General features: G+C 54.8%; 11 protein-coding genes. 9 read left to right on the top strand and 2 right to left on the bottom strand.

All coding sequences use genetic code 11. From position 1 onward, the window contains the following. Positions 1 to 8: 8 nt before the first annotated feature. Together IDH45_RS00515 and IDH45_RS00510 are read right to left on the bottom strand one after the other, a co-directional pair. Positions 9 to 704, bottom strand: a complete 696-nt coding sequence (locus IDH45_RS00515; protein WP_190923651.1) for an N-acetylmannosamine-6-phosphate 2-epimerase — start codon at positions 702 to 704, stop codon at positions 9 to 11. Positions 705 to 779: 75 nt separating this feature from the next. Then, positions 780 to 1835, bottom strand: a complete 1056-nt coding sequence (locus tag IDH45_RS00510) for a glycoside hydrolase family protein (RefSeq protein WP_190923650.1) — start codon at positions 1833 to 1835, stop codon at positions 780 to 782. A gap of 651 nt (positions 1836 to 2486) precedes the next feature. Between IDH45_RS00510 and IDH45_RS00505 the strand changes: the two genes are divergently transcribed. From IDH45_RS00505 to IDH45_RS00465, 9 genes are all read left to right on the top strand, one after another. Continuing rightward, entirely contained in the window at positions 2487 to 4829 is a 2343-nt protein-coding gene (locus IDH45_RS00505) for a helix-turn-helix domain-containing protein (RefSeq protein WP_190923649.1), read from the top strand. 298 nt (positions 4830 to 5127) lie between these two features. After that, positions 5128 to 6084, top strand: coding sequence for an ABC transporter permease (locus tag IDH45_RS00500; protein ID WP_223836270.1), 957 nt, complete (start codon positions 5128 to 5130; stop codon positions 6082 to 6084). A gap of 25 nt (positions 6085 to 6109) precedes the next feature. Then, on the top strand, positions 6110 to 6985 hold the full coding sequence (locus IDH45_RS00495) for a carbohydrate ABC transporter permease (RefSeq protein ID WP_190923648.1): 876 nt from the start codon (positions 6110 to 6112) through the stop codon (positions 6983 to 6985). A 118-nt stretch (positions 6986 to 7103) separates the two neighbouring features. Continuing rightward, on the top strand, positions 7104 to 8693 hold the full coding sequence (locus tag IDH45_RS00490; RefSeq protein WP_190923647.1) for an extracellular solute-binding protein: 1590 nt from the start codon (positions 7104 to 7106) through the stop codon (positions 8691 to 8693). A 334-nt stretch (positions 8694 to 9027) separates the two neighbouring features. Next, positions 9028 to 10890, top strand: a complete 1863-nt coding sequence (locus IDH45_RS34880; RefSeq protein WP_190923645.1) for a glycosyltransferase — start codon at positions 9028 to 9030, stop codon at positions 10888 to 10890. Next, positions 10862 to 12877 carry an exosporium glycoprotein BclB-related protein gene (locus tag IDH45_RS34875; RefSeq protein WP_190923643.1) on the top strand — a complete coding sequence of 672 codons (2016 nt, stop codon included), beginning with the start codon at positions 10862 to 10864 and terminating at the stop codon, positions 12875 to 12877. Before IDH45_RS34880 ends, IDH45_RS34875 begins: the two co-directional genes overlap by 29 nt. A 102-nt stretch (positions 12878 to 12979) precedes the next feature. Beyond that, complete coding sequence (locus tag IDH45_RS00475) at positions 12980 to 14545, top strand: RCC1 domain-containing protein (protein WP_190923641.1); 1566 nt, start codon at positions 12980 to 12982, stop codon at positions 14543 to 14545. 493 nt (positions 14546 to 15038) lie between these two features. Continuing rightward, positions 15039 to 15377, top strand: coding sequence for a hypothetical protein (locus IDH45_RS00470; protein WP_190923639.1), 339 nt, complete (start codon positions 15039 to 15041; stop codon positions 15375 to 15377). A gap of 310 nt (positions 15378 to 15687) precedes the next feature. Next, complete coding sequence (locus IDH45_RS00465; protein WP_190923637.1) at positions 15688 to 16401, top strand: TerC family protein; 714 nt, start codon at positions 15688 to 15690, stop codon at positions 16399 to 16401. Positions 16402 to 16442: the final 41 nt, after the last annotated feature.

Raw genomic sequence — 16442 nt, 5'->3', positions numbered from 1 at the left:
ATCCCTTCCTATTCGCGGTCGCCCGTCCGGTTCAGCCATTGACCGAGCCGCTCCGCATATTTTTGGGTGATGAACTGCGGACGTGTAATCGCGCCGCCGACGACCACATATTCGGCTCCCGCTTCCAGCGCCTGTTCCGCCTCTTCCGGGCTCCAGATGCGGCCTTCGGCTACAACCGGCTTCTTCAGGCGCAGCGCCAGCTGGCGAACGAGCTCCAGATCGGGCCCATCTTGTTTCGGGCTGTAAGGAGTATAACCGGACATCGTCGTCGAGATCAGATCGGCGCCAAGCGACTCGGCCAGCACGCCTTCCTCCACGGTCGAGATGTCGGCCATCACGCCAACGCCCGCCTCGTGGCAGTAGCGGATCAACTCGACAACGCGTTCGGCGCGGTCTTCGCGATTCGTCATATCCATGGCGACGACTTCGGCTCCGGCTTCGATGATCGCTTGTACGTCGACCAGCTCAGGGGTAATGTAAATGTCCGATCCCGGAATGTCGCGCTTCAGCAAGCCGATGACCGGAAGCTTGACGGCGGCTTTGATGTCGCGGATATCGTCCGGCCCGTTCGCACGGATGCCGATGGCGCCCCCTTGCTCGGCGGCCAACGCCATAAGCGCCATCGTGCCTTGCCGGTAGAGCGGTTCGCCGGGCAGCGCCTGGCAGGATACGATCAAGCCTTTTTTTGCAAATAACGGTTTCATGGGGTGAAACACTCCTCGTATAGTCTGGTTGATGATCAAAAGGATACGATGAAACGGATACGTTCCGGCAGCTCGTTAATCAAGTCCGATTGCGCATAAGATGCCGCCGATGGTGGCCGCCTTGCGGAACGTCGTCGTTACCGGCGTGCGCTCCGGATCGTCGTTTTTTACTTTCGGCCGGAAATAAGCGATGCCGTGCTCCGTCACGCCGTCTTCCATTTCCTTCAGCCGCCCTTCGGTGTAAGCGCGGGCTTCCTCCAGATGCGGCACGCGAGCGAGCGAGAGCAAAATTTCCGGCACGTTCGGCCAGTCGCGGCACCACCAAGGGGCCTCGTTATAATCGTTCGGACCGTCCTGCAGCGCTTGCAGCACGATTGCGGCCGCTTCTTCCTCGATTCGTTTCCATGCAGCTTGCAGAGACGCGGATAAGAGCGGGAGCAGCGGGTGAGCGAAAGCGATAATCGTCGCCTGGTACGCTACGCTGTTCCCCATGCCGACCGATCCGTCCCACTTCTCGGTGTAAGGCCACCAGCCGGGGCTGTGACGCCCGAAGCGTTCGGCTACGTGTGCGACGATCCGTTCGATCTGCGTCAAATATACCGGGTCCTGCGTAAGCTCATAGGCTCTTCCCAGCGTGTGTGCAGCGTAAATGTCGCCGTTCAGCACGTCGTGCATGCGGGCGTTCGGATTTTTGTAGACCGCGCCGGGATTTTCTTCGGCAACCTGGGTAAGCAAGTATTCCGCGGATCGGATCAGACTTGCTTTGGCCGATTCGTTGCCTGTCGCCTTGTAGACGTGATACAGGCTGTTGGCCGCAGCGCCGATCTCGGCGATATCGACCGTACTCGTCTCGCCACGCTTGACGTAATAGGGCTGGCCGAACGCTCCGGACGGAAGCTGGCGGCGCAGCACGTCGTCGATCAGCTCGGCGGCGATAGCCGAATCCGTCTCCGTCCCGCCGTTCAAGCGGGCATTCAGCACGTACAGACAAGCCGCTTCGGCCGTCGTGCAGCAGCTCGCGCGGTCGCCGAGCTCATCATCCAGCACATACAGCCGGCCCGAATCATCCCGGCGGAGTAAACTGTCCAGATACACTTTCAATTTCGCCGCAATCGACGCGACTCGCTCCATCGGACCGATCTCCTTATATGTTGAAATAAAATGAAAAAGGAACTACAATGAGTATAGCACACTTTGGAGGAAAGTTCCCTTTTATTGTTGATATGTGAAAAAAATATTCATCCTTTCCGAAGTTATTCGTCTTGGAAAGGACTGCGTTTAGAGGCTTTTGTATCGCCGGCAGAAGTCTTCTCCCAGCGATCACGGGCCAGACAAATATATCGTTTGCTTACATTGACACGCGGAAGCCAATATACTATAATTTCGACAAAAAACGACGCAGCTCCGCTTGGTTACAGATTGGGGTCTGCTTCTTTTTTTGAAAACGGTTGCGAAATGTGCGCGCGATTCACCCTTCATAGCGGTCACGGCGCCGAATAAGAGCTTTTGCCAGCTCTTATCTGAAACGAAATGGGGAAACCAAGCACTTTAAGAGCTAAATGAGACTCTTATTTTGGGGCTGCAACCCCAAATGGGCAAAATTCGCGTAAAATAAAAGCTGCAAACCACCTCTATTTTTGACAAAACCGTCAGTTGGCCCGGTATAAGAGCTGTAAACCGCCGCTAACAGCTGCAACTGCCACCAAGCGACAGGTGCTAACAACTGCTACTGCCAACGCTTGCAAACAGAGCTTACCAGATACAAAGAAAGGGGGAGCGGAGATGGATAAACTGCGGCGGCTGTTGGCGAATACGACATTTAAAAGGAAGCTTTATCTATACTCGCTCCTCCTTTATATTGTCCCTGTACTTGTGCTCGGTATGCTGTCCTCGATGATTGCATCCAGCATGGTGCAGGATGAGGTGGACCATAACCATCAAATCATCCTGAAGCAGATTCAGTTTCAGGTCGACCGGTTTCTGCAGACGCTGGAGAAAGCTTCGATCGAGCTGGCCAACAACTCCTTGATCGAGAAATCGGTCCAGCTCGGCCCCTCCATGCAAACGTACGATCTGACGATGGACGCGTTCGAGCTTGTGCAGAAGCAGCGCAGCTTCTCGGAAGTCCGCTACGACATCTCCGTCATCTACACCGGGTTCAACAAAGTGTATTCGAATCGCAACGGCAACGGCTTATACACCCTCGACGATTTTCAATACCGCGATATCGTCCGGCAAATCAGCGCCCAGTACAGCACGCAGGTCGTCATCTCGCCGCGGACGTATCCGAATCAGGACGAACTACTGGTCATTCGCCCGGTGCCGCTGTTTTATTCGGAGAAGCCGGACGGGTACTTGATGCTGCACGCCCCGTCGGATCTGCTGAGCAACTTCGTGCAGAGCGTGCAGCTCGGCGAGCACCGCAGGCTGCTCGTGCTCGACAAGGACGGGACCGTGGCCGCCAGCCACAATCCGGACGAGATCGGCACCCGGATCTATTCGACCGAGCTGTACCGGTATTGGAGCGACCCGGACGGGGCGCCCTCGATCCTTCATTTGGACGGCACCGATTACAAAGTATCGATGGAGCGGTCGGCTTTTAACAACTGGACGTATCTGGCTCTTACCGACAATGAGATGTTAACCGTTAAGGCCAAACGCATCCAGTCGCTCACCTGGACGATCGTCGCCATTTTGGTCGTGTTATGGATGCTCATCGCCTTATTCGGAGCCAAATGGATGTATGTCCCGATTCAGCGGCTGTCGGCCAAATTTTCGGGAGACGGGAATGGGAACGGAAGGGGCGGGAAGGCGCAGCAGGACGGCCTGGAGGCGCTCGATTCGTTTATTCATCATGTCGTGCAGACGAACGACCGACTGCAGCACCGGCTGAATGAGCAGCTGCCGTATTTCAAAGAAACGGTACTCCAGCAGCTGCTTCGCGGAGAGATGGATGACCAGGATATCCGCGAGAAAACGGAACAGTTCGGATTTCCGCTGAAAGGAAGCTGGTTCGCCGTCGCGCTCGTCGACGTAGACGAGTTCGGCCGGTTCCGGGAAACGTACCGGGAAAAGGACCGGTCGCTGATGCTGTACGCGCTGCGCAAAATGTGCGAGGAGTTGTGCGAGCAAGAGCCCGCCTTCACTTGCATTACCGCTGCGCCGCTCCCGGGACAAGTGGCGATCGTCATCGGTCTGAACCGGATCAGCGACGCCGTCGAGGGCGAGATTCGCGAGATGGTCGGGCAAATTAACGGGAAGGTCCGGCAATATTTCCAATTTTCCGTAACCGTCGCCTTAAGCCGTCCCGTGCAAAGCTACCGGGGCATCAGCGAGGCATACCAGCAGGCGCTGGAACTGCTCAGCTACCGGCTGCTGCTCGGCCACAACCAGCTTATCACGAGCCGCGAGCTGCTGCCCTCCGTCCAGCAATCCAGGACCGCGATCATCAAGCGGCAGAAAAAAATCGTCGCCAGCATCGCCCAAGGCGATCTGGAGTCGGCCGGAGTCGAGCTGGAGGACATGATGCGGGAAGTGCCGCTGTACGTGCAAAACTCGGAGACCGTGCTCGGGTTGTACGCTTACTTGATCGGAGAGCTGGAAGTCCGGATTCAGGAGATGGGACTTGATCCGAAGGCATTTTTCCCGGACGATCCGTACAAGGAGCTGTATGCCAAGACGAGCATTACCGAGGTGACGGAATGGCTGACGGGAACGATTTTCCCGGCGGTCGCCCGGCATATGGGAAGCTTGCGCACGTCCAGGCAGAAGTCGGCGATCCAGCAGGTTCTCGACTATATTCACGAACGTTACGATACCGACCTGTCGCTTCAGCATGTGGCCGATCATTTCGGGATGTCGCCGTCCCTGCTCAGCCGGACCTTTAAGGAAGAGACCGACGTCAATTTCGGAGATTACCTGATCCAGTACCGGATGGAGAAAGCGAAAGAGCTGCTCGTCCATACCGACATGCCGATCAAGGACATTTCGGAGAAGCTGTGCTACACGTCCGTACAAAACTTTACCCGGATTTTCAAGCAAACCGTACAAATTCCTCCCGGGCAGTACCGCAAGCAATTCCGCGATCACGATGACGAACCGGGACCGGAGGAAAATCAAAAATAGCACTTTTGTACCCCTGAACGACTGCGAGCAGACTCTGCTTGGCGGTCGTTTTTCTTTTGCTCCGATCTGCCGGTCCCCCAATCCGCCAATTCGCCGATTCGCTTCCCTGAAACACTCCGGAGACGCTCCCCACTCCCGCCGTGTTATGCCTGTTTCTCTTAACGAAATCTTTATCTTTTCGCGTTAATTGTTTATCATCTCCGCGCCCGCAACAGATAATTGCGATTAAAAACGCATGCGGGGTATGCTACGGACAAGAGACAGCCAAGACCGACGAGAAGGGGGACAAAACAAAGAGATGAATACGGAATCAGCCGCAGTTCTTTCGGGACAGGCAGAGACATCGGTATGGAAGCGGATGCGGGCCCGGTTATGGAAAGACCGGTACTTGCTGCTGCTCGGACTGCCGGGACTCGCTTATTTCCTCGTATACAAGTACGCGCCGATGTTCGGGCTGTATTTGGCGTTTATCGATTTTAATCCGTTTCAGGGGATATTCAACAGCGAATGGGTGGGTCTGGAGCATTTCCGGCGCATATTCGAAGACACGGAGGTCGTAAAGGTTCTTTGGAACACGCTGTACTTATCGTTCCTGCAAATCGCATTCGCGTTTCCGATGCCGATCTTGATGGCCCTTATGCTGAATGAGGTGCGCAATCAGGTGTACAAGCGCGTCATCCAATCAATCATTTATTTGCCGCACTTTTTGTCGTGGGTTGTCGTAGTGGGTATTTGGATCATCTTCTTCCGGGGCGAAGGGCTCGTCAACATCTTCTTGCGGGATTCGCTAGGCTGGGAAACGATTCCGTTCATGACCGATCCGTCCTACTTCAAGCCGATGATCATCACGCAGGTGATCTGGAAGGAAGCGGGCTGGGGCACGATCATCTTCCTGGCGGCGCTCGCGGGAGTGAATCCGAGCCTGTACGAAGCGGCCGTGATGGACGGCGCCAGCCGGATGCGGCAAATCTGGCATATCACGCTGCCTGCGATCCGTTCGACGATCGTCATCATGCTGATTCTTCGTCTCGGCACCGTGCTTGACAGCGGCTTCGAGCAAGTATTCCTGATGCTCAATCCGTTTAACGAGGAGACGCAAAACGTTCTCGACACCTTCGTGTTTTTCAAGGGCATCCAACAGGCGGACTACAGCTTCGCTACGGCGGTCGGCATGTTCAAAGGCGTAGTCGGGCTTGTCCTCGTCATGGCGGCGAACCAGCTGGCCAAAAAATTCGGCGAAGAAGGCGTGTACTGATGGTGGCCGGAAAGGAGACTGCAGCATGAAAGACAAATCGATATCCAGCCGGGTGCTCGATTTTACCAACTATATTTTGCTTGCGGTTACGGCGCTCGTGATGCTGTTTCCGTTCGTATACGTCGTAGCCGTATCGTTCTCGTCCTACAAAGAATATATGCAGAGCGACTTTATGCTCATCCCGAAAGAATGGGTGCTGGACGCCTACGAATTCATTTTCGTATCGAAATCGTTCATCCGCTCGTTATGGGTGACCGGGCTGATTACAGTCGTCGGGACGCTCGTCAATCTGGCGTTTACGTCGACGTTCGCTTACGTCTTGTCGCGCCCGGTGTTCGGTCAACGCACAGTAACGTTTATGGTGTTGTTCACGATGCTGTTTAACGCCGGCATGATCCCGACTTATCTGGTCGTGAAGGAAACCGGCCTGATCGATTCGATCTGGGCGCTCATATTGCCGGTGGCGATTACGCCGTTTTTCCTGATCATCATGCGGCAGTTTTTCCAAAGCATTCCGAGCGAGCTGCACGAGGCGGCTCATATCGACGGGGCCAACGACCTGCAGTCGTTCTGGCGCATCATACTGCCGCTGTCCAAGCCTTCGCTGGCGGCGTTCGGACTGTTCTACGCGGTATATCACTGGAACAACTATTTCTCCGCGATCCTGTACATGAACGACCAGCGCTGGTGGCCGATCCAAGTGATCCTGCGGCAAATCGTCGTCGTAAACGAAGCGCAAAATACGCTGGCGAACGGACAGATTCTGCTTGAGAACGCTCCGCCTGCGGAGACGATCCAGATGGCTGCGATCATTGTCGCGACCGTACCGATTCTGATCGTGTATCCGTTTCTGCAAAAGCATTTCGCCAAGGGGGTGATGCTGGGATCGGTCAAGGGGTGATCTTTTACTCCATTGCATTCGGTCTATCCAGGAAGTTAGTAGTTCAACTTCTACTATGAAAAGAAGTAGGGAATCATCAAGTGCAATCATTCCATTAGGGGAAGGGGATCCATTCAACATGGCAATGAAAAAAGTATTGGCAGCCGGCCTGATCGTCGCGCTGTCGGCAACGGCCGTCGCTTGCGGAACCGGCAAAGAAGCAGAGAAACCGCCCGCAGCGGGCGCGAATAACGAAGGTCAGGCGGGGGCTTCCAAGAAACATACGATCTCGATGATCGACTACCGTTACGGAGCGCTGCCTCCGGCCGACGGCAAGGGCATCCAGATGATTAACGAGAAGTTCAACGTCGATTACAAGCCGCAATACGTCGTCCGTTCCGACTATGTTCAGAAGCTGAGCGCCGTTGTCGCTTCCGGCGACATCCCGGACATTATTGTGCTTGAAGCGCCGGACGCCAACTTCTACAAATGGGCGAAGCAGGGTGCGTTCTTGCCGCTTAACGAATATATGGACAAATACGAGTCGTTCAAGCTCATTCCGGAAAACGTGCGCAAGTCGGTTTCCGTGGGCGGCAAAATTTACGGCATCCAGAAGTATTTGACCGAAACTTACGAACTGACGCCGATGATCCGGACCGATTGGCTGGAGAAGCTGAACCTGAAAATGCCGACGAACTACGAAGAGCTGAAGCAGGTGGCGATTGCGTTCACCAAAAACGACCCGGACGGCAACGGCAAAGCCGATACGTACGGACTCGCGATGGCAGAGAATATCAACCCGCAATATGCGATGGGCACGTACTGGGACCTCAACGCCTGGTATCATAAAAACGATCAAGGGCAGGTCATCCCGGGCTTTATCTCGAACGCGCGCAAAGACCATGTCCAATGGCTCGCCGATCTGTACAAGGAAGGCGCTATCACCAAGGACTTCGCGCTTTTGAACTGGACGCAGGTCAATACGAAGGAGTTCTACGGCGGCAAAGCGGGGATCTTTATCGGAACGCCTCGCGGTATGAACCCGACATGGATGCAAGGTCTGGTCGACATTAACCCGAACGCCAAGCTGGCGCCGATTCCGATGTTCAAAGCGCCGGACGGAAGCCAAGGCTACACGACGACGCCTGGATACTACGGCGTAGTGATGCTCAGCGCGAAGCTGAAGGACGATCCGGACAAAGTGAAACGCATCCTCGAGATGATCGACTACGGCCGGAAATTCTACACGCTGGAACAGCGTAACGCAAGCAACAAAGACTTTGACTGGCTGAACGGCCTTGAGAACCAAGGTTACAAAATTGCAAACGGCGCGGTGCAAAGAGAGATCGAAGAAAAAGGAATGGCTCCGATGAACTACTTGCCGGATAGCCGCATGTGGGCTCCAAGCGATGACGCGAACGGATATTCGAAAGAATATACGATCCCGCTGCTCCGCGACGTAGCCGCCCAGTTCGAAACGCTGCACAAAAACATGAAGCATTATGTCAACCCGGTCAATGCGGTGTTCTCTGAGACAAGAGCGACGAAAGACTCCGACCTGAGCAAATTCCTGTACACCGAGCAAACCAAAATGATCTTCGGCGAAAAGCCGATTTCCGATTGGGACAAAATGGTGAAGGAATGGATGGACAAAGGCGGCTCTCAAGTGCTGAAGGAAGTGAACGATGCATTGAACGATTCCGGCTATAAAGGTCCGGAGTGGAAGTAAACGGAATGAAATGATAAAAAAGACCCTGGCCGATCGGATGATCGGATCAGGGTCTTTTTGGCGATCGCAAATACTTTTTGTAAATTTCTTGCTTGTTTTTGGGAAATATTGTCGAAAAAGTGTCTTGTAGTCCTATTTGCTCAGAACTTGCTCAGCAAAAGGAGGTGATCGAATAAAAATCGTTTGAAATCGTTTTGCTACTATAGACGTATGTGTCGGTTCCTGTCGAGCTCCGGGAACGGCTTCAAGGATCATCGATCGGACAGGCTCTTAACCGACTGTACATTTGTAATGGATGTACCCAAAGCTACCCTGCCGGAAAAAGGAGGGCTCCATGTCAGTCAGCATTATTTTGCTTGCGCAGCATGAACAGCTGCTAGAGATGTGTTTGTCCAGAATCCGCATGTACACAGATGCTCCTTACGACCTGATTGTGGTCAACGACGGGGCGATCGACGAACCCGAGAGCAAATGGCTGTCGAAGCTGGACTGTACGGTGATTACGAATGAAGTCCCTGTCGGTGTAGCGAAAGGCTATAATCAAGGCGCTTCGGCCGCAAAGGGGGAGCGACTTGTTTTTCTTCGTGATCACATGATCGTTTCCGAAGGATGGCTGAACTCCTTGTCGGTATGTCTCGATCGTTATGAGGATGCCGCGATGGCCGGTCCCTATAGCAATGACGTAAGCGGAGAGCAGCATATGGCGGTTGCTTGCGGCAATATGCAGCAATTGGACCATACGGCCAAAGCGCTGCAATTGACGAGGACGGGACACTGCAAGAAGGTAAACCGTTTGTTAAGCGGTTTTCTCCTCGTGAAACGGAACGCCTTCGAGCTCGTGGGCGGATTTGACGAGCGGTTCGGGTTGGAGGCTTTTGAGGATGACGACTTGTGTTATCGGCTTCTTAAGGAGGGCTTCAGCCTGTATATAGCGGAGGATTGCTTTGTGCGTTATTTGCCGCCTCCGCCCCTGTTCCCGGATGATCCCCTTTGGTACAACCGGCAGTTGGAGCGCAATCGGGTTTTGGCCAAGGAGAAGTGGGGCGTGAATATCAACGAAGCGCTCAACCGATGGGGCAGGCCGGTTACGGTGAGCCTGTGCATGATCGTCAAAAACGAGGAGGCGACGCTTGAGCGCTGTTTGTCCAACGTTCGCGAGCTGGTCGATGAGATTGTTATCGTGGATACCGGATCGACGGACGGAACCAAAGAGCTGGCGGCCCGGTACGCCGACCGGATCGCGGACTTCGAATGGGTGGACGACTTCGCCAAAGCCCGCAATTATGCATTCAGTCTCGCTACGAAGGAGTACATCCTGTGGCTCGATGCGGACGATGTCGTTCTGCCCGAGGACGCCGAAAAGCTTAGAGCGGTATTGTCCTCTCTGGAGTGGAATGTCGATTCCGTATCCATGCATTATAATCTGTCGTTCGACGAGGAGGGGCGGCCTGCGGCAAGCCTGCGAAGAAACAGGTTGGTGAGGCGGGAACGCAACTTTCAATGGATCGGCGTGGTGCACGAATACCTGAAAGTATCTGGCAACATTATGTACTCCGACATTGGCATCACTCACCGCCGAATGCATAAGAACTCTACCCGAAACTTGCGTATTTACGAAGCGCGTCTGGCCTCGAATGAAACGTTCACGCCGAGAGACACGTTTTATTTCGCCAACGAGCTGCGCGACAACAAACAATGGGAGCGGGCTGCGGCCGTATATGAGCAGTTTCTGCAGATGCCCGCCGGCTGGGTGGAGGACAAAATATCCGCTTGCGCCCGGGCCGCCGACTGTTTGGCGGAACTCGGCCGGCTCTCCGAGGCGAAGAACAAAGTGATCCAGTCGTTCGCTTACGCCTTGCCGAGAGCGGAGCAGTGCTGCAGGCTCGGTTATTACTTCATGCAGTCCGGGGAGTATGAGGAAGCGTGCCTTTGGTATGAGCAGGCGCTGGCTCTCCCGAAGCCGAGCGAACCGAACGCGATGATCGAGCTGGCCTGCTGGACCTGGCTGCCGCATCTTCAGCTGTGCGTCTGCTATGACCGCTTGGGGCGGCGGGAGCAGGCCCGCAGCCATAACGAGCAGGCCGCTTCGTATGTCCCCAACGATAGCCGGGTGCTGGCCAATCGGCGGTATTTTCAAAATATCCTAGAATCTTCGGAGGTAATGAGGAATGAAAGACAAGAAGCAATCCCTCTTTAAAACGTCTATGGCTTTTTTGGTCGTAAGTCAGCTTGCGGTATCGTCCTTCCCCAGCTTCGGTCCTTTGCAGCCCGCTACCGTACATGCGGCTTCCTTTGCGGACGTGGACCGTTCTTCCTGGGCGTTTAAATACATCTCCAAGGCGGCTGCTTTGGGACTAACCGAGGGGGACGGAATCGGCAACTTCAATCCGGACAGCCCGGTCAGTCAACAAGAAGCCGTTATTATGATCGTTCGCTTTCTGGGCTATGAGGACGCGTCCCCTCTACCGGCCAGTTTGTCGCTTGAGGTCGACGATTGGGCTAAGAATTGGGTTCTGATTGCTTTGGAGAAAGGCATACTCGTGAGAAGCGAGGAGTCGATTACGGGAGCGGATTGGGGCAATCAGCCAGCGAGCCGCGAATGGCTGACTAGGCTGGTCGTTCGCGCGATGGGCAAGACTTCACAGGCAGAAGCGCTTGCGAATACGCCCGTATCGTTCGTCGACTCGAACGAAATCTCCGGTTGGGCCGCAGGGTATGTAAATGCGGCGGCACAATTCAATGTTATCAGCGGTTTTCCCGATAATACGTTCAAACCTAAGCAGCCGATCACCCGCGCGCAGCTCGCAGTCGTGTTAAGTAATGCCGAGCGGCAGTCGGAGCGGCAGTTGGATCGGGTTACGCGCGGAACATTGGTGGAACTGACCGAGACAATGATTGCAATATTGAACCGCGAGGGCACAAGGACGGAATTCAAGCTGGACGCGGATGCGGTGGTTTTTGCGGAAAGCGCAGCCGTTCTGGAGTCGGGAAAGCTTGTTACGGTCGTACATAACGGAAGTATTGCATTTTTCGTGGAAGCCGCTTCGGAGGGCGCTTTGGCGGGACCAAAGGGTGACAAAGGAGACAAGGGCGACAAGGGCGATCCAGGTGAGAAAGGTGAAAAAGGAGAGCAGGGCGAGAAGGGCGAGAATGGTGACAGGGGCGATAGCGGATCGGCGGGAGCGACAGGCCCGCAAGGTGCGCAAGGAATCGCAGGCCCGCAAGGTGCAACGGGAGCGACTGGAGCGAATGGAGTAACGGGACCGACGGGACCGGCAGGCTTGCAGGGAGCAACAGGAGCAACGGGAGCCGATGGCGTAACCGGTCCGACGGGACCGGCCGGAACCGATGGAGTAACGGGACCGACGGGACCGGCAGGCTTGCAGGGAGCAACAGGAGCAACGGGAGCCGATGGCGTAACCGGTCCGACGGGACCGACCGGGGCCGATGGAGTAACGGGACCGACGGGACCGGCAGGCTTGCAGGGAGCAACAGGAGCAACAGGAGCCGATGGCGTAACCGGTCCGACGGGACCGACCGGGGCCGATGGAGTAACGGGACCGACGGGACCGGCAGGCTTGCAGGGAGCAACAGGAGCAACAGGAGCAACCGGTCCGACGGGAGCTACCGGAGCAACAGGAGCAACGGGCCCGGCTGGAGCCGGCACGATCATACCGTTTGCTTCAGGTGCGCCTATTACAGTTACAACTATTGCCGGGGGATTATCGGGGGATGTAGTTGCTCTTGGTTACGGGAAGTCCGGTAATGTTCCGTCTCCATCAGGGGGAACGATAGATCTAACCGGTTCTGGGGGGGCAGAGATGAATTACGCTTTTGTTGTTCCCAGATCTGGTAAAATATCTTCAATTTCCGCTTTTTTCAGCACAACACAGGCTGCAGCCTATATAGGAACAACCGTATCGATTCATGTCCAGTTATACAAGGCGGCTTATAACAGCAATGTGTTTACGCCAGTCCTACCGGGGAACGGCATTAATCTGACGCCTGATATGACAGGAATGATTTCAATCGGGAACATTTCAACCGGATTGCACACTTTACCAACCCCAGTTGATGTAGCTCAAGGCGAACGATTGTTATTGGTGTATTCGGCAACTGCTACCGGTGTTAGTCTAGTTAATACCCTGCCAGGTTATGCAAGCGCCGGGGTAAGCATTGACTAGTGCGCATAAAATGCCGATGGCAGGCGAGGCAGATCGGACCGGAAGAGGTCCGGTTTGCGCCTGTTCGATCGGAGCCTCAAGCATTTGGGAGGAATGTATGGTATGAAAAAAATAGAAACGAATAAATTGCTGGTTTGTACTCTTGCTTTACCTTTGCTCGTACCGCTCGCGGGTACGCAGCCGGCGGTTGGCGGTTCAGTCCAGGTTCCGGGCGGGAGTGTCACGACTTCTACTTACGGTTCAAGCTCAGTAAGCGGGAGCGTGTACTCCCCACCGCCGGGAAGTGCGCTTCGGGATGTCACGCCTCCAGGGGCGCCTCTTCTAAAGCTCGGGAGCAGAACGGTCAACAGCATCAGCCTTAGTTGGACGGCTGCAACCGATAATATTGGCGTAACGGAGTATGTGATTTACAACCATACGTCTCCTGCATCGGTAACGACCGTCACCTATGGAACGTATGCAGCTTCCATTACGGGCCTCACAGCCGGGACCACCTATTCGTTCGCCATTGCGGCGAAGGATGCGGCGGGAAACGTATCGCCGATGAGCAACATCGTGATGGCAAGTACACTGCCTCTCGCATCGGCTGACGCCCCAAAAATTGTTATGGGCCGAGCCAACTCGCTGCACACGCTTGCGCTCGATCGTGACGGCGCCGTATGGTCATGGGGGTATTCCCGGTTAAGCCGCCTGGGCAGTCAATCGGCGGCATCCAGTTTTATCCCGGTGCAAATGCCGGAATTAACCGGGATAGATGCGGTCGCTGCCGGGCATAACCATTCTCTGGCGGTCCGGGAGGACGGGACCGTGTGGGCTTGGGGTGACAACTCCTACGGACAATTGGGGGACGGTACGACCGAGTCGAAGCGGAATCCGGTCCAGGTGCCGGAATTACATGACGTCATTGCGGTCCAGGCCGGACAGCTGCATTCTCTGGCGCTCAAAAGGGACGGTACGATATGGGCGTGGGGACTGAACGCTTACGGTCAACTGGGCGACGGCTCAACGGCCGACCGGTTGACGCCGGTTCAAGTGCCGGGTCTGAACGGGATCGTTTCGATCAGCGGCGGCGCCTTTCACAACCTGGCCGTCAAGAATGACGGAACGGTGTTGACGTGGGGCCAAAATGGCTATGGTCAATTGGGAGACGGTACCGTAACCGACCGGCACTCGCCTGTGCAGCTCGGCGGTCTAAGTCAGGTGACGGCCGTATCTGCCGGTATCTTCCATAGTATGGCTCTCCTGCAAGACGGCACGGTCTGGGCGTGGGGAGACAATAGCGAAGGAGCGCTGGGAGACGGTAGTCGTACGAATCGTTCCTACCCGGAGGCGGTTCCCGGCATCGGCGCAATCGTTCAGATCTCTGCCGGCGGCCTGCATAGCATGGCGCTGCAGGAAGACGGCTCCGTATGGGCTTGGGGCTACAACAAAAACGGCCAACTGGGAGACGGATCGAATCTGTCGCGCACGCTTCCGGTGAAGACTAGCATCCAAACGCCGGTTCAATCGGTGACGGCCGGATTTATGAGCAGCGGGGCACAAACCCGGGAAGGCGCTTTTCTGACTTGGGGAGCGAACGATAAAGGCCAACTCGGCGATCGGACCCGTGAAGCGCTCCTTAATCCGACACCGACGGTAATCGAGCTGTCCCATCCCGAACGGCAATAATCGAGTGACGCAGCAACCGTCAAGATACAATCACAAAAAGAGCTAAGTGCCATTCCGGCGCCTAGCTCTTTTGTCGTAAAAGCGAACCGAAACATTGAAATAAAGGGAAACTACCGTTTATGCAGAGGCATTCTGATGGGAAAAGGATTCGCCTAGTTCGCCTCGTAGAAGCGTTCCTTAACCGTGGCAGCAAGTGTCCCGGTTGCTCAGCGTGATCACTCGGCGCTGTACCCTGCTTATAGGCGGAAGGAAGGTGGTGAACCGACCGCCGTCATGCAGCGAATAAGAGCGGTTTGAAGCCTTTAAAATCGGCAGAAAAGCTGCAGACCTCATCAGTTGGTTGAAATAAGCGGTATAAATCGCCTTTATTCGCTTCAATCTTTCGGCTAGGCCGAAAATAGGGAGCTAAAGACTTTTTATTTTGTTATTTGGCGCCGAGGCGATTTGCTGGACGGCCATATTCGTCGATCGCAAAAGCTGGAACGAACGTTCGATGTCCAAGCAGAAAGATCAGGCGATGAAGGCGATTGCGTACCTGCTGTCCGATGAAGTTCAGACGAAGCTGTCGAGAATCGGAGTCATGCCGGTACTGCAAAAAGAAGCGGTCATTCAAGTGTACGGTCAAGACAGCCTTTTTAAGGACAAGAACTTAAAAGCGGCTTTCTACAACAACTTTGCTCCGATCCCGTTCAAGTCCCGTTACGACAGTACGCTGCTCACTCCTTATGCCAAAACCGTGCCGAAAGTCGTTATGGACGGAGATTACAATACGATTTTCCGGGCAGCGGAAGAAGAGACGAACAAAAAGATCGAAGCGGCCAAAGCCAAGTAACAGGTACAGCTTCATGAAAATGATACAAAACAGAAACCTCACATAAGCTTGACTAAAATGTGAACGATCAGTTACAATAACAACAATCGCATCAAAGGGGAGTAGCTACTACAGCAAAGTCGTCATTACGGGACGCGAACCGTCCTCGGCTTTGTTGGCAACGTCTACCGTTGTAAGCAAGACCTTTGCCGAACAGGGTAAAGGTCTTTTCGTTTTTCGAAAAACGGCCTTTGCCAGTAAGGGTGAGGTCGTTTTTGTTGTGTCCAGACAAAGCGGCGCTTGTCCGACAACCAATTTAGGAGGGATCAGGATGGAATGGTTCACTGCTGACATGTGGTCTGCCTTGCTCGCCATTATCGTCATTGACCTGGTGCTTGCCGGGGACAACGCGATAGTCATCGGGATGGCAGCTCGGAACTTGCCGAAGGAACAACAGAAGAAAGCAGTTATATGGGGGACGGTAGGGGCTGTCGTGATCCGCGCTGCTGCGACGCTTGCGGTTGTATGGCTGCTCAAAATACCGGGCTTGCTGCTTGCGGGCGGAGCGTTCCTCGTATGGATCGCGATCAAGCTGCTAATCGACGATAAAGGTCATGATAACGTGAAAGCGGGCACGACGCTCGCCGCTGCGATCCGGACCATCGTCATTGCAGACGCCGTTATGGGGATCGACAACATTCTGGCCGTCGCTGGAGCTGCGCATGGGGACTTCATACTCGTCGTAATCGGACTGGCTATCAGCGTACCGATCATGGTATGGGGCAGCACGCTGATCCTGAAGCTGCTGGAGAAATTCCCCGCTACGCTGTATATCGGGGCAGGGGTTCTCGCTTTGACCGCTGGTAAGATGATGGTGGGTGAGAACTTTGTGAAAGCATGGATAGGCACAGGATTCCTGAAATGGACGATCGTTGTTCTCGTCGTCGTAGGCGTTATGAGTGCCGGTTATGCGATCAAGAAGTCGCGCGCAAACAAAGCGGTAGACGGATCGCGGAACGGAAGCGAGCCATCCAAAGCGTCTTGATCTAGTTCAAACAGGACGGCCGCTTTAAAGTAAAAAACCTC

This window comes from Paenibacillus oceani (assembly GCF_014705615.1).
GTDB classification, from domain to species: domain Bacteria; phylum Bacillota; class Bacilli; order Paenibacillales; family NBRC-103111; genus Paenibacillus_AB; species Paenibacillus_AB oceani.
Note: the sequence above shows the minus strand (reverse complement) of the source record. Positions and strands in the feature narration are given on the sequence as shown.